The sequence below is a fragment of the Acinetobacter sp. NIPH1876 genome (assembly GCF_022808535.1).
Lineage (GTDB): Bacteria > Pseudomonadota > Gammaproteobacteria > Pseudomonadales > Moraxellaceae > Acinetobacter > Acinetobacter higginsii.
Genome location: NZ_JALGBR010000029.1, coordinates 1 through 14,920 on the forward strand (window position 1 = coordinate 1; position 14,920 = coordinate 14,920).

The following is a 14,920-nucleotide window of genomic DNA, read 5'->3' on the forward strand; positions in this document are numbered from 1 at the left end:
AACGGGAATAGTATCTATTTTTTGCTTTCATATAAGGAAGTTACCATACTTTTTAATATGCTTAACTTCCTAAGCCCCTAAATTATTACGCGCGGAGTCACGTTTCCAAAACCAGTGGAACCATATGAACGAAGTGTCTGCTGATATCAGTATGCAGCAACGTAAGATTGTGGGGGTACTGACTGCGTGGACGCAAAAGATTCAGGGGCTAACTTATGCAGCTGTGATTCTAGTGGGTTGTTTTGCGGTGATGAAAGGCGATATGACCACAGGTGCTTTGGTGGCGTGTTCGATTTTATCTTCACGGATGTTGGCACCAATTTCACAAATCACGGGTATTTTGGGACGTTTGCAACAGGCAAAAGTGGCGAAGAAAAGCTTAGATGAGTTAATGCAGAAACCTGTCGATCAACCAGATCAAGCACATTTGGTACATAAAGAAGTGTTGCATGGCGATTATGAGTTGAAAAAAGTGGTGTTCCAATATACGGAAGATGACCCACGCCCAAGTTTGGTTATTCCACAACTTAAGATTCGTGCAGGTGAGCGTATTGCAATTCTAGGACGCAATGGTGCAGGTAAATCGACCTTATTACAGATTTTATCTGCGATGCAGTTTCCGAATTCTGGCTCAGTGTATTTAGATGATCTGGATATTAGTTTGATTGATCCTGCCGATGTGCGTCGTGATATGGGCTTACTTAATCAAAATGCACATCTATTTTATGGCACCATCCGTGAAAACTTAACCCTTGGCGCACCTCTAGCGCGTGACGAGGATATATTAAAGGTACTAAAAGTGACTGGTGCACTGAGTTTTGTGCATGAAAAGAAAGAAGGCCTAGATCATTTGGTATTAGAAGGTGGCGTTGGTTTCTCTGGGGGACAACGACAAGCCTTATTGTTGGCGCGTTTATTGATTCGTCAGCCGAATATCTTATTGCTAGATGAACCAACTGCTGCCATTGATGATGTGGCCGAAAAGCAATTGATTGATCACTTAAAAACTTGGCTTGGTTATCGAACTTTAGTTGTTGCAACGCATCGACGTGCAGTTTTGGAATTGGTTGACCGAATTATTGTCATGAATGAAGGCAAGATCGTCATGGATGGACCTGTAGATCAAGTTTTACAACAATCATCAATAAAACAAAAAATAGTTTAATACTTTGAGGAAATTTTATGAGTGAACAACAACAGAACAGCAGTCGTCCCATGAACGTAACTTATAATGAACCAAAGTTACCTCGTTCGACGCTTGTTGTTTGGATGATTGGGATTGGTTTACTTTCACTCTTAATCTGGGCATGGTTATTTAATCTAGAAGAGGTTTCAACGGGTACGGGGAAAGTGATTCCCTCTTCAAAAGAGCAGATTATTCAATCACTTGAAGGGGGAATTCTCACTAAACTTGATGTCAATGAAGGTGATGTGGTTGAAAAGGGGCAAATTCTTGCACAACTTGATCCAACCCGATTTGCATCGAATGTTGGAGAGTCAAAGTCTTTACTGACTTCAGCACAGGCAACTGCAGCACGTTTACGTGCTGAAGTGACGGGTTCACCATTAAGTTTTCCTGAAGACGTGCAAAAGAGTCCTAAATTGGTGCAAGAAGAAACAGCGCTATATTTGTCACGACGTGCTAATTTGGAACAGTCAATTGAAGGTTACGAGCAAGCAGCTAAGTTGGTAAGACAAGAACTGGCAATGACAGAACCATTGGTGGCAAAAGGGGCGGCCAGTGAGGTTGAAGTATTACGTTTAAAGCGTGAAGCCAATGATTTAAACAATAAAATCAATGATACGCGCAACCAGTACTATGTCAAAGCACGAGAAGAATTGTCTAAGGCGAATACCGATATTCAAACTCAGCAGCAGATTGTGAATGGTCGAAATGACAGTTTAGAACGTGCGGTATTTAAAGCACCTGTACGTGGCGTAGTGAAAGAAATTGATGTTACGACCCTAGGTGGTGTTATTCCTCAGAATGGTAAGTTGATGACCATTGTTCCTTTAGAGGATAAATTGCTGATTGAAGCGCGTATCTCACCGCGTGATATTGCGTTTATTCGCCCGGGGCAAGAAGCTTTAGTCAAAATTACCGCCTATGATTACTCAATTTATGGCGGGTTAGACGGTAAAGTGACTGTGATATCCCCAGATACCATTCGTGATGAGGTCAAGCAAGATCAGTTCTATTATCGTGTATACATTCGTACTGATTCTGACCGTTTATATAACAAAGCGGGTAAGGCATTCAGTATTACTCCAGGGATGGTAGCGACAGTGGATATTCGTACTGGACAAAAAACCATTATGGATTACTTGTTGAAACCGTTTAATAAAGCCAAAGAAGCATTGCGTGAACGCTAACTTGTGCTGATTGAAAACCTCGCTTGATGCGAGGTTTTTTATTTGTGCTGTAAAAAGCTATAATCGCGTTTTAAATTTTTAATCATGTTCTATGCCATTCACCCTTGCCAGTTCGGTAACTTTTGAAGAAGACATTAAAAAAAGTCGTTTCCAAGCGATTGCAGCAGTTGTTGAAAATGAACAACAAGTGAAAATTTTTTTAGAACAAAACAAAGACTTATCCACCACGCATCAATGCTGGGCATGGAAGATCGGCCATCATGTTCGTTTTAATGATGATGGCGAACCTTCAGGAACAGCAGGGCGGCCAATACTTGCCACCATTGAAGGTAATGATTTAACCAATGTGATTGTATTAGTGAATCGTTGGTATGGTGGAATTAAACTGGGTACAGGTGGTTTGGTTCGTGCCTACGGTGGTTGCGCAGGACAATGTTTGCTCTTGGCAGAAAAAATCGAATTGATTGAAAAGCAAGAAATTCGTTTTGCGTGTTTGTTCAATGAATGGGCGATTATGCAATATGAGCTGATGCAGCAGCAGATCGAGTATCAAGAACAATATACCGAAACAGGTGTCGTGATTGAGGCACGAGTTCAAGTGCATCAAATTGAACCATTAAGGTTAAAACTGCAAGATGTGAGTAGAGGACGTGAGCAGCTGAAAGTCCTAGAGGAACACGCACATGATGAATGATCCTTTATTAAAATACCGAGAGCAGCATAAGCATCGTTTGAACTATATGCCATGGTTATATTGGACTTTAAAACCCAAACATCGCGAATGGGCTGAAGCATGGCAAGCCGAGTACCAAGCCTATTTGATGGATATGGAAACGGTTGAAATTGGTCAAAACTGCTTTATTTCACCCTTGGCCCATATCTTTGCTGAACGTGGTCGCAAGATCAGTATCGGAGATAATACCTTTATTGCTGCAGATTGTACTTTGCATGGCCCTTTAGAAATTGGCAATGAAGTGGCAATTAACCATCATTGTATTTTAGATGGCGGTCGTACAGGGATTAAGTTGCATGATCAAGTTCGAATTGCGGCTTATAGTCATCTATATGCATTTGATCATGGCATGGAAATGGATCGTCCGATCTATCAACAACCTGTTACGTCTAAAGGCATTGAGATTGGTCGAGATGTCTGGCTAGGAGCGCACGTCGGAATTAAAGATGGAGTCAAAATTGGCGATCATGCTGTGGTTGGAATGAACAGTATGGTGACCAAAAATGTTGAGGATTATGCAGTGGTTGCAGGGAACCCCGCAAAATTAATTCGTTACCGAAGCGAATAAAAAAGTGTATGAGATTCGATACATAAATTTAACCCACCATGCTTTTATCTATGTTAAGTTAAAAATAAGTAGAAGACCTAAGGTACATACCTAGAGAGAGGCGAAAATGAACCGTGTAATTGCATGTATTGATTCTTCACCCTGCATTGATGCTGTTGCAGAAGCAGCAGTATGGGTTGCGAAACAAACGCAAAGAGAGTTGGTATTGTTGCAAATCCTGGACTATTACCCAGCTAGCTACCATTTAGGTGAAATCAGTGGCGTGATTGGCTTTGAAAGTAATGCCATGCTACTTAAAGAACTCGCAGAGTTGGAACAAAAACAGAGTGAGTTAGCACTCGATTATAGTAATAATTTGCTGAATCACATTTCTGAGTTGATCGAAAAACAGTACGGTCTAAGCAGTACCAAAATTCAGGAAAAAGGCGATTTTCTTGAGCAAAGCTTTAATCTTCTCAATGAAAATGATGTGGTGATTATCGGTCGAGTGGGTGAGCGAGCTGCTGAGAAGAACAAGCCGATTGGAAGTAATGTTGAAAACTTTATTCGTGGTGCAAATTGTACGGTTATTACCGTTGGGGAACATTTCCAGCCACCGAAACGCTTTATCTTTGCTTATGAATATTCACCGACCTGCCAAAAGATGTTGCAACGCATTGCTCAAAGTGACTTGTTGAAAACATTACAATGCCATTTGCTCTATGTAGGTGATCATCCGGAAATGTTGGCCGAACCTGAAAAGTATCTCACTGATGCAGGTCTGGAAGTGGTTTCAGTCTATCGTTATGGTGATGTAGCACAAAATATTCTTGAATATCAAAGAGAACATGATATTCAATTGATTGTATTAGGTGCATTTAGTCACAGTAAAATTCATCAATTCTTCTTGGGCAGTATCACGACGACGATCTTCCGAAATGCCAATGTTCCACTATTAGTTGCTAAGTGATTCATTTTATTCCATATAGTTATCCGCAATTCCTGTGGATAACTGTATGGAAAAGCACTGGAGATAAATATAATTTATTGATATTGCACAACTAAATTAAATAGGTTGTTTTTTAATCTCTATTTTACGATTGCAATGGCAAAACCATCATGGCCTTTTGAACCAACCGTTTGCAAAGCTGTGCAAGAAAGCAGCTGAGGATGATCTTTCAAAGCGGTGAATGCTTCACGGATTCCTTCAATACTTGGTTTCTTGTTATTTTCATCAATGATCGCACCTGCACGAATCACATTATCTAATACAATGATTGTGCCTGGATGAGACAGTTTTAGACTGAGTTCAAAATACTCTCGGTAGCTTTGCTTATCGGCATCAATAAAGATCAAATCAAATGCTTCGCTGTCTTCAGCAATCAGCTGATTCATAATATCGGCACCACGACCTTTTTTGAGTTCGATATTGGTCGGCATATTGGCATAATCAATATTTTCTTGAGCGATAACCACGTGAGTATCGCGTCCTTCAACCGTCAGTAGATAGCCATCTTCAGGAAGGGCCTTGGCTAGCCAAATGGTACTATAGGCACCGAATGTACCGAGTTCTAATACGCGTTTGCATTGATTCATTTGAATCAACATTTGCAAAAACATACCTTGATTAGGTGCAACAGCCAAATGATTAGAAAAGCCTTGAGTATCAGTATTATCTAATGCATGTTGAAGTCTAGGGTCTGTGGGAATTAAATGTGAATTGATATAGTCATCAATCTCGGTCCACATCTGTTGCATAATCAAGTTTACCTACCAATTTGTTAGCTCTGCATTTTAAACGTTTATGCTCAGAGTGCAATTTTATTGCGGCATGAATCCGCATGATTGAAACAAAAAAAGAGATCATTTTGATCTCTTTTTATTCAGATATCTGTTTTAGAAATTACACATTGAACTATTACGGGTCAAGTCAGGTCCCCATGTCCGATAGCCTTGAGTATCGATATGGATTTGACCAGAACTATATAAACCAATGCCTAAATCTAGGCTTTGACCATGCTGGGCCCAGAACTGACATAGCTTAAACTTGGTTTGTTCAATATAGGCATAGTCTTGCGGTTGAGGATATTCAGGTCCAATACGAAAATCGATGGCTGAATTGAATAAGTGTTTCGACGAGCCAGCACCACCTGCACATTGATTGAGTGGCAAGTCTCGATAGACAGAAGTCACCTCAAAATCGGTCAAGATTTTGGCTGCAATTAAGTATTTAAAGACACGTAAGGTCGAAAGGGAGTTGTTCCACAATTCACGGTTAGGCACCATATATTCAGTACGACCGCATTTTTGCCAGTCCCGAGCAGTACGTAATAATTCAAAACTTGGAATAATATGTGCCACATTATTACGGGTTAGAAATTGTTCATATTCTCGAACACGTGCATAGTTTTCACCTTGATTCAGCCATTGGCGATAAGAGGCAGGTTCAACTTTGTTTGGGATGGGGCGGGTAAAAGTGACTTGTTCTTGGGGAATGTAAATTCTTTTACCTTGCTGCTGATTTACTTTTGTCGTTGAGCTGGTACAGCCCGCCATCATCACAGGGATGATAAATAATGATAATAGACCCTGTAATTTATTTCGCATCATAAAAAGGCAGTTCAAAATCTGTAGGCGTACTATTTTAATGCAAAATAGCGCATGAATAATGATGTAATTGCAAAGAAATGTGTGGTTCAGGTATAAAAAAGACCAGTAAAACTGGCCTTTTGAATTATTTTTCTAAATATTGTAGCTTGTCTGGCTTACCATTCCATTCTTCACGGTCTGCTGGCTGTTCACCAATTTGCGTGATGTTATTACCCGCCCATTTTTCTGATAATTCAGCATTGAGTTCGATAAAGACTTCTTGACCTTCTGGTAATTCATCTTCAGAGAAAATTGCATTTGCTGGGCATTCTGGTTCACATAGAGCACAGTCGATACATTCATCTGGATTGATAACAAGGAAGTTAGGACCTTCGTAGAAACAGTCTACAGGGCAAACTTCAACACAATCTTGATATTTACATTTAATACAATTTTCAGTGACAACAAAGGTCATGGCGACAGCTACCTAAAAATACGGTTTTTTGTTTGGAATGAGGTATTGTAGGCAAAAAAGGGGTAAACAAACAATTGCTTTTATTGATATTGTTTATTTATACATATGAAAAATGAATTAATATATTGATAATAAAGAAAATATTATCGGGTGCTAAGATTTTTTGACTAAAAAATAAAGTGATGGTCAGCTCAATTGACCTAATCATTGCAACTGAATCTTATTTTTATTCTCAGTTAAAACAGCTAATTAACGAGGTTGAGCCATCTTCATGCTTTCATTTCTGCTTGGTTAGCACTTAAAGCGTGTAGAGCAAGTGAATGTCTTCTGGTTCTCGTTCAAACAACTGCTGATCAGGTTGTGCTAAAAGTTGGGCACTTTGTTTAAGATAAAAGTCTACAGTGCGCTTACTTGGGGTAGCCGAAATATAGAGTTGTTTTGCATTGAGTTGCTTTGCAGATGCGATAGCAGCTTGCATCAACTGAGTACCGATACCTAAACCTTGGTGATCGGCATCCACATAAAAATATTGCAGTAACTTTGCTTCAGGATAATCAGCAATGTGCTGATTGGAAACGACCTGTACAGCAATCAGTCGATTAGATTCGTCAAATCCACCTACGCATAAAGCTCCTTGTTGATGTAAATTTTTGAGTAAAGGGGGATCATTTTCCAAATGATAGGCATCCCAATTTTGCTCATCATAAAAACAATCAATTAATTGTAAATTTAAACTCTGCTGTATATACATTTGAGTGATCAGTTCACGCCGACTAATCTGTTGCCAGATTAAATCAATTTCTGAGTGTTCGAGTGGCTTAAACAGAATATTAATTGTGCTTTCCCTTAGTTGGATACTGAACAAAAATCTATTCAGTCTTTTTAGGTTGAGTGATATCAGTCAAAAATAAACAGAAAATGGTTCTGGAACAAGCTGTAATGATCAACTTGTTCCAGAAAGTACATTTAAGATTTCAGAGCAGCTTTTAGAGAATAAAGCTGCTCTAATGCCTGACGTGGTGTTAAATCATCGACATCGATTTGATGTAATAATTCTAAAGCAGGTGATGGTTTTTCAACCTCAATAACTCGCTCAATGACTTGAGTTTCGATCTCATGTTCAACTGCACTAAACAAATCATTCTGCACGCTACTTTGCAAATGTTGATGCTGTTGTTTTTCCAAGATCTTCAAACGTTTTTGTGCTTCTTTAATCACGTTGGCAGGGATACCAGCTAATTTGGCAACCTGTAAACCATGACTTTGGCTAGCCGGGCCATGTTGAACTTTATGCAGCAAAATCAAATTGCCATTGAGTTCTTGTGCGGTAACATGATAGTTATCAATGCCCGCTTCACCACCTAATTCTGTTAATTCAAAATAATGTGTTGCGAATAGGCACAGGCATTTCACCCGTTTGGTTAAATCAACCACACATGCCCAGGCCAAAGAAAGACCGTCATAAGTACTGGTACCACGACCAACCTCATCCATCAGCACTAAAGACTGACTGGTGGCATGGTGCAGGATCTGAGAGGTTTCGGTCATTTCCACCATGAAGGTCGATTTACCTGTCGATAAATCATCAGCAGAACCAATACGAGTAAAGATACGGTCAATCGAACCCAGTTTTGCTGATTTAGCTGGTACAAAACTACCGCAATAGGCAAGCAGACTAATCAAGGCGGTCTGACGCATAAAGGTCGATTTCCCCCCCATGTTTGGTCCTGTAATAATCGCCATACGATGTTGGCTATCTAGGAAGGTGTCATTTGGGGTGAATGGGGCTTTATTTAAAGCTTCAACAACAGGGTGGCGACCTGCCTGAATTTTGATACTGGTTTCAGGCGTATATTCAGGTCTAGCCCAATTGTTGAGTCGAGCTTGATGTGCAAAGTTTGCTAGCACATCAATATAGGCAATTGCAGCACTCATCATCTGTAAATGTGCAATATTTTGACGCAATTCATCGAGTAATGATTCAAACAAAAGCTTTTCACGAGCGAGGGCACGTGATTCGCTAGAAAGAACCTTATCTTCAAAACCTTTCAGTTCAGGTGTGATATAACGCTCTGCATTTTTGAGGGTTTGACGACGAATATAGTCCGCTGGAGCTTGTTCTGCCTGCGCACGGGTGAGTTCAATATAATAACCGCTGACACGATTGTATCCGATTTTAAGGGTATTGATCCCAGTACGTTCGCGCTCTTTTATTTCCAAGTCAATCAGGAATTGTCCAGCATGATCACGGATTTTACGTAACTCATCCAGTTCATCATCATAACCTTCTGCAATTACATTGCCATCACGTAGTAATACGGGTGGACTTTCAACAATTGCAGCCATCAAATGTTGATGCAGACTCTTAAAGTCACCAAGCTCTTCATCTAATTGAATTAATAACTTAGATTGCTGGGTCTTTAAAACAGGATCTAAGGCGTGGCGTAGGTAAGGGATTTGTGCACAAGCTTGACGCAGTTGTACTAAATCTCGTGGACGAGCACTGCCGAGTGCAACACGACTTAGCACACGTTCAATATCGCCAATCTCTTTTAAAACTAGACGAAGTGGCGATTCATGATAGCCCTTTAACAGTTGTTCGGTTGCATCAAGACGTGCATCTAAAACTGCCGTGTCACGAATAGGCTGCATTAACGTGCGGCTTAGTAAGCGTCCACCCATGGCAGTTTGGCAGTCATTAATCAATTGGAACAGCGATGTACCATGATCAAACAACGGTTCAATAATTTCTAAATTACGACGCGTGATTGGATCAAGTGCAATGAAGTCTGTGCTTTGTTCAATTTGAATTGAACGAATATGGGGTAAAGCTGTTTTTTGGGTTTCTTTCGCATAGTGAATCAACGCTGCGGCAGCAGCTTTCGCGAGTGGAATCGGATCTAATCCAAACCCAGATAACGTTGAAACACTCAACTGATCGCACAATGTTTTTTGTGCATTATTCAAATTAAAATCAACGTTTGGACGTTTGGTGATTGGACAGTCCAGATTTTTTTTAATCTGTTCAATAATATTCTTATCAATAAGATCTTCGTCAATGAGGATTTCGCTTGGCATTAAACGCGCCAGCTCAATTGCAAGTTGCTCTGGTTTATAGTCTTGTTGCTGAACTTTAAAAATACCTGCGCTCAAGTCGAGCAAAGCAAAACCAATTTGATTTTGTTGAATACACAGTGCGACTAGATTTGACGATTGATAGCTGCCAAGTAAGGCATCATCGGTTAAGGTTCCTGGCGTTAAAATACGGACAACTTTACGTTCTACAGGACCTTTGCCTGTGACTTCACCGACTTGTTCACAGATCGCGACAGTTCGCCCAGCTTTGACTAAACGCGCGAGATAACCTTCTGCTGCATGATAAGGAACGCCAGCCATAGGAATAGGTTGACCACTGGCTTTGCCACGATGAGTCAGGGTAATACCTAAAAGTTTGGCTGCTAGATGCGCATCTTCAAAGAATAGCTCGTAAAAGTCACCCATACGGTAGAACAGCAATGCATGCTGATAGTCTGTTTTGACTTTGAGATACTGCTGCATCATCGGCGTATGAGATGAAAGGTCAGCCATGATTTCAGCGCTATTCATGTATGTTAAATCCTTAAATTTAAATAATAAATAAGTTTAGTTTGAACGTTTGGCTGTCTCGCCAATTCTAACAACCACTGTAAAATTCGACTTAATTGCCAAGAAAGTATACCTTTGAAAGGCCTTCTTTTCTGTCAAAATTAAGTCAACAGGGTATGAGAAATTAAATGACTTCCTCAGTCGCTCATCTTAACAAATTGAGAAAGATTCACAAAAAGGAATCCGCGATGTGTGAAGAAATAAACAGCAAAAGAATGGTACTCGATGAACTAGAGCAATCGGCCAAGTGTCGCTATAGCATTAAAATTGGTAAGCAAAAATAGCTTAGATTATTTGCTTAGGTCTCTTTTAAATCTGAAAAATAATGTCCTTAATTGTTTGGTTTAATGGGTTTTATTGTGAATCTCATTGCTTAAAATATGTAACAAATTATTCAAAATATAATTAAAATATGAGCTTTAATTCTATATATCATATTGATATTTAATTGATTTGTTCATATTTGTTTAGCTTGTATATGATTTTTAAAAAAATAAACTCAATTCTGAAAGATTAGGCATAATCAGAGCAACTATTGTCAAAAAGGTTAACATAAATGGATCCCTCGCCGGGTACAAAGTTAAAATACAATTTCATGACTCCTTGTTTTTATGTAAGGAGTAAATAATGGAATTTTTATTAGATCCAGGGATTTGGGTAGGTTTGCTTACTCTGATCGTTTTAGAGATTGTTTTAGGGATTGATAATCTCGTCTTTATTGCCATTTTGGCAGATAAACTTCCTCCTTCCCAACGTGATAAAGCCAGAGTCATTGGTTTATCGCTCGCCTTGATTATGCGCTTGGGCTTACTGTTCGCCATTTCTTGGTTAGTCACCTTAACCAAACCGCTTATTTTTATTTTTGACTGGTCTTTTTCGGGCCGAGATCTGATTCTTTTATTCGGTGGTTTATTCTTACTGTATAAAGCGGTAAGTGAATTACATGAACGGATGGAAGGCAAAGCAGAAGTCAAAATTACCACCAATGTGGTCTATGCAAGCTTTACTGCAGTTGTCGCCCAGATTGTGGTATTGGATGCCGTATTCTCATTAGACTCGGTGATTACCGCCATTGGTATGGTGGATAATATCTACGTCATGATGGTGGCAATGGTTGTGGCCATGTTGGTGATGTTGCTGGCTTCTAAACCCTTAACAGAGTTCGTCAATCGACATCCAACCGTTATCATTCTCTGCTTAAGTTTCTTACTGTTAATTGGTATTAGCTTGATTGCTGAAGGCTTTGGTTTCCATATTCCTAAAGGCTATATCTACTCGGGTATTGGTGTTGCGATTGTGATTGAGGCATTCAACCAGTTTACGCAACGTAACCGTTCAAAGCATGAGTCGAAGATTCCGCTACGTAATCGAACTGCGGATACGATTTTAAAGCTTATGGGTGGCAAGGCCGAAACCACTGCGACCAATCCGCTGCAACATTTGCAAGCACAACAAACATTTGATGACCAAGAACGTTATATGATCGGGGGCGTATTAACACTGGCAGAACGATCTGTGGCTTCAATTATGACGCCACGTAGTCAAATTTCTTGGATTAACATCAACGAAACGCCTGAAAAAATACGCGAACAGATTTTATCTGTACCGCATAGTTTATTTCCTGTATGTCGTGGCAGTTTGGATAAAGTATTAAGTGTGGTTCGCGCCAAGGAAATCTTGGATGTACTGGATGATGAAGCGCAATTAAAATCTTTGATCAAAGCACAACGTCCGATCTTTATTTTTGAAAAAATGAAAGTGATTGATGTGATCAATACATTGCGGACTTCTAAAGGCTCATTGGTACTGGTTAATGATGAATTTGGAAATGTGCAGGGATTAATTTCACCGTTGGATGTTTTTGAAGCCATTGCCGGTGAGTTTCCAGATGCAGATGAGCAGCTTGATTTGATTCAAGTTGATCAACGTACTTGGAAAGCTGCAGGCACGTTAGATTTGTATCAACTTGAATTACAGTTAGGCGTCGATTTAGTCGATGAAGAGACCGCTTATATTACCGTGTCGGGACTTATTCTCGATAAAAGTAACGGCCTAGTGGAAGTTGGCTCAATGCTGGACTATCAAGACTTACAATTTGAAGTGGTCGAGATGGAGAGCAATCGGATTAAAACGGTAATGATTCGATTAAAGTAAATCATCTTGCTAAAAGCAGCGTTCAGGGTTTGATAAAATTTTGAACTTGAATATAAAAGTTTGAATCAGGGGAGTAGTTTGTGATCAACAGACTGCTCCTTTTTTAAATGTACAATAAGTAAAAAAGTAAACATATGCGCCTTTAAGCCGCTATGATTGATCCTGATAATGACAGTCTTAAATTGGACACTTAAAAATGAAAAAAATCATCTTGGCATGTTCTATTTTGCTGCAAATACCGACCTATAGCCTAGCTAATGATTCAACAGGCTATGTGGGAACGGGCGGAGTGGCCTATCTTAAAAATGAGCATGTTGCGATGCAAAGTGAAGACTTATTTATTAGCAAAAAACTGATTAAAGTGAATTATCTTTATAAAAACTTAAGCAATAAAGATGTGACGGAAACCATTTTGTTTCCCTTACCACGTATCGATAACTTCTTTGAAGCGGATTTTGCCCATACCGAAGCATTGCTAAAAAGCTTTAAAATTATTGTTGATGGTCAAAATATTCAGCCAGAAATGCATGTGCGTACTTTTATCCAAAAGGATGAAAAGTCGCCGTTGATTGATGCAACAGATCTATTTAAACAATGTGGTTTTAGTCAAACCGACATGCTTAATCCTTGGATGCGTAACAATGATGACGATCGCTATTTTGTCGATAAATTAAAGCAATGTAAGCAGCCACAAATGCAGAAGATATTGGCGAACTTTAAAAAAGATGATGAAATTCCATGGTCGTCTCAAGTGATTTATAGTTGGAAGCAAACCTTTAAAGCCAATGCTCTGACCAAAATTCAGCATCAATATCAACCTTTGGTGGGTGGCGCGGTTGCTCTATATCCTGATGAATATAATCAAAACTTTTGTATGGATGCGCAATTTAAACAGGGCTTAAAAAAAGCCAAAGCAGAGAATTCACCGTTTAATGCTTTAAGCTATATTCTGACCACGGGGGCAAACTGGGCTAAACCGATTGAAAATTTTAAATTGACGATTGAGCGTGATAAGAATGAATTGGTCTCATTTTGTTGGAATGGCAAAGTCGAAAAAATTAGTCCAACGCAATTTCAGATGACCAAGCGCAACTTCGTTCCCAAACAGGATTTAGATATCATCTTTGTGAGTGTGAAATAAGTCGGTTTGCAAATGACTGCAACAAAAATCAATAAATAGGTAGCTTAATCAGGCGGATCACTCCCATACTATATAGTGAGAAAAGGATAGCGAGCTTTGGTTTAAAGTGAATTTAAAGAATCTAGAAGCATTTTACTGGGTGGTGACGCTGAATAGTTTTAATAAGGCAGCGACAAAATTACAAACTACTCAGCCAGCGGTATCACAGAAAATCACCGCGATTGAAAATGACCTTGGATTTAAAGTTTTAGATCGAAGTTTTCGCCAACTGAAACCGACGCACAAGGGGATGACCTTATTTAAATATGCTGAAAAGTTGATGCGTTTAGAAACAGAACTGATCGCAGAATTAACTGAAAATCAGCATTTGACTGGCACAATTCGTTTGGGCGTTTCGGAAACCATTGTCTACACATGGTTGGTGGAATATATCGAGAAAGTTCAGCAAGAATTCCCTAAAGTTTCTGTAGAAATCGTGGTTGATCTAACCCCAAATTTACAAGAAGGCGTCCGCACAGGTGATCTCGATATGGCCTTTTTACTCGGACCAACGCTGGCTTTTGAATGTATTGAACAGGCACTGTGTGATTTTGAACTTAGCTTCTTGGCTTCACCTTCATTTAAAGGAGGGATTGCTCAAATGTCATTTAAGACATTAATGTCTCATACCATTTTGACCTATCCAAAAATTACCTACCCCTATAAAGAGCTGAAAGCCAAAATGAAGGAACAAGGACTGGATGAGCCGCTTTCGATCACCAGTTATTCTTTGGCAACCTTATTACGTCTTGCCGAGCAAGGCTTGGGGATCGCTGTGGTGCCGACTTTAACCGCTTTAAAAGAAATTACCGATGGCCGATTAGAAATATTAAATACGCCAATCAAGTTAAAGACCTTTCACTTTACCTCGATTTATATTCAAGGCAATGATGCTGCATTGAAAGAAAAATTAACCGATGTCGCCGTGATGGTTTCTGAGAGCGCGATGAAAAGCTTGAATGAGAAAATAAAAATTTGAGGTACTTAAAGTAAGCTTCTGTAAGAGCCGTGTATGTGGGAATCCAACAGCTGCTGAGTTAAAAAATTATAAAAGCAGCTTATCAGGAGTGATAAGTAAAATTTATCTTCGAACTAATCATAAATAAAAAGTAATTAAATTCAATGGATTGGTTATAATTTTGGGGCTTAGGAAGTTAAAGAGGATCATTGCGGAGTAGTTTCAGCAAATCGAGGTATAAATTACTATGCCGATGATTGAAGCGA

At 39.4% G+C, this 14,920-nt stretch carries 12 protein-coding genes and 1 pseudogene; 8 read left to right on the forward strand and 5 right to left on the reverse strand.

Translation table 11 applies throughout. The features are described 5' to 3' along the window. Positions 1-79: 79 nt before the first annotated feature. The 5 genes and pseudogenes from MN869_RS19890 to MN869_RS19910 form a co-directional block, all read left to right on the forward strand. Positions 80-1,165 (forward strand): annotated as a pseudogene (locus MN869_RS19890) (ATP-binding cassette domain-containing protein); the annotation flags it as partial. 17 nt (positions 1,166-1,182) lie between these two features. Next, the gene (locus MN869_RS19895) at positions 1,183-2,373 is read left to right on the forward strand and encodes an HlyD family type I secretion periplasmic adaptor subunit (protein WP_005202510.1); all 1,191 of its coding nucleotides are present in this window, start codon (positions 1,183-1,185) and stop codon (positions 2,371-2,373) included. 91 nt (positions 2,374-2,464) lie between these two features. After that, positions 2,465-3,067 (forward strand): YigZ family protein, encoded by a 603-nt coding sequence (locus MN869_RS19900; RefSeq protein ID WP_005202511.1) that lies wholly within the window; start codon positions 2,465-2,467, stop codon positions 3,065-3,067. After that, positions 3,057-3,674, forward strand: coding sequence for a chloramphenicol acetyltransferase CAT (locus tag MN869_RS19905; protein ID WP_005202512.1), 618 nt, complete (start codon positions 3,057-3,059; stop codon positions 3,672-3,674). The genes MN869_RS19900 and MN869_RS19905 overlap by 11 nt, the downstream gene beginning before the upstream one ends. A gap of 106 nt (positions 3,675-3,780) precedes the next feature. Continuing rightward, on the forward strand, positions 3,781-4,623 hold the full coding sequence (locus tag MN869_RS19910) for a universal stress protein (RefSeq protein ID WP_005202513.1): 843 nt from the start codon (positions 3,781-3,783) through the stop codon (positions 4,621-4,623). A 119-nt stretch (positions 4,624-4,742) separates the two neighbouring features. On the opposite strand, the gene MN869_RS19915 is transcribed toward MN869_RS19910, so the two are convergent. The 5 genes from MN869_RS19915 to mutS all read right to left on the reverse strand — a co-directional run bounded on the left by MN869_RS19915 (position 4,743) and on the right by mutS (position 10,323). After that, positions 4,743-5,411, reverse strand: a complete 669-nt coding sequence (locus MN869_RS19915; protein WP_005202514.1) for an O-methyltransferase — start codon at positions 5,409-5,411, stop codon at positions 4,743-4,745. 138 nt (positions 5,412-5,549) lie between these two features. Continuing rightward, positions 5,550-6,263, reverse strand: a complete 714-nt coding sequence (locus tag MN869_RS19920; protein ID WP_004808415.1) for a D-Ala-D-Ala carboxypeptidase family metallohydrolase — start codon at positions 6,261-6,263, stop codon at positions 5,550-5,552. Positions 6,264-6,387: 124 nt separating this feature from the next. Then, on the reverse strand, positions 6,388-6,717 hold the full coding sequence (fdxA, locus tag MN869_RS19925; RefSeq protein ID WP_004652744.1) for a ferredoxin FdxA: 330 nt from the start codon (positions 6,715-6,717) through the stop codon (positions 6,388-6,390). Positions 6,718-7,015: 298 nt separating this feature from the next. Next, positions 7,016-7,582, reverse strand: a complete 567-nt coding sequence (locus tag MN869_RS19930; RefSeq protein WP_005202516.1) for a GNAT family N-acetyltransferase — start codon at positions 7,580-7,582, stop codon at positions 7,016-7,018. Positions 7,583-7,683: 101 nt separating this feature from the next. Further along, positions 7,684-10,323: a DNA mismatch repair protein MutS gene (gene mutS / locus MN869_RS19935; RefSeq protein ID WP_005202524.1), complete on the reverse strand. Its 2,640-nt coding sequence runs from the start codon at positions 10,321-10,323 to the stop codon at positions 7,684-7,686. 666 nt (positions 10,324-10,989) lie between these two features. Between mutS and MN869_RS19940 the strand changes: the two genes are divergently transcribed. The 3 genes from MN869_RS19940 (at position 10,990) to mumR (ending at position 14,675) form a co-directional block, all read left to right on the forward strand. After that, a complete protein-coding gene (locus tag MN869_RS19940; protein WP_005202529.1) occupies positions 10,990-12,516 on the forward strand; it encodes a TerC family protein in 1,527 nt (508 codons plus the stop codon). A 196-nt stretch (positions 12,517-12,712) separates the two neighbouring features. Next, complete coding sequence (locus MN869_RS19945; RefSeq protein WP_005202532.1) at positions 12,713-13,657, forward strand: DUF4424 family protein; 945 nt, start codon at positions 12,713-12,715, stop codon at positions 13,655-13,657. A 106-nt stretch (positions 13,658-13,763) separates the two neighbouring features. After that, the gene (mumR, locus tag MN869_RS19950) at positions 13,764-14,675 is read left to right on the forward strand and encodes a LysR family transcriptional regulator MumR (protein WP_005183446.1); all 912 of its coding nucleotides are present in this window, start codon (positions 13,764-13,766) and stop codon (positions 14,673-14,675) included. Positions 14,676-14,920 lie beyond the last annotated feature (245 nt).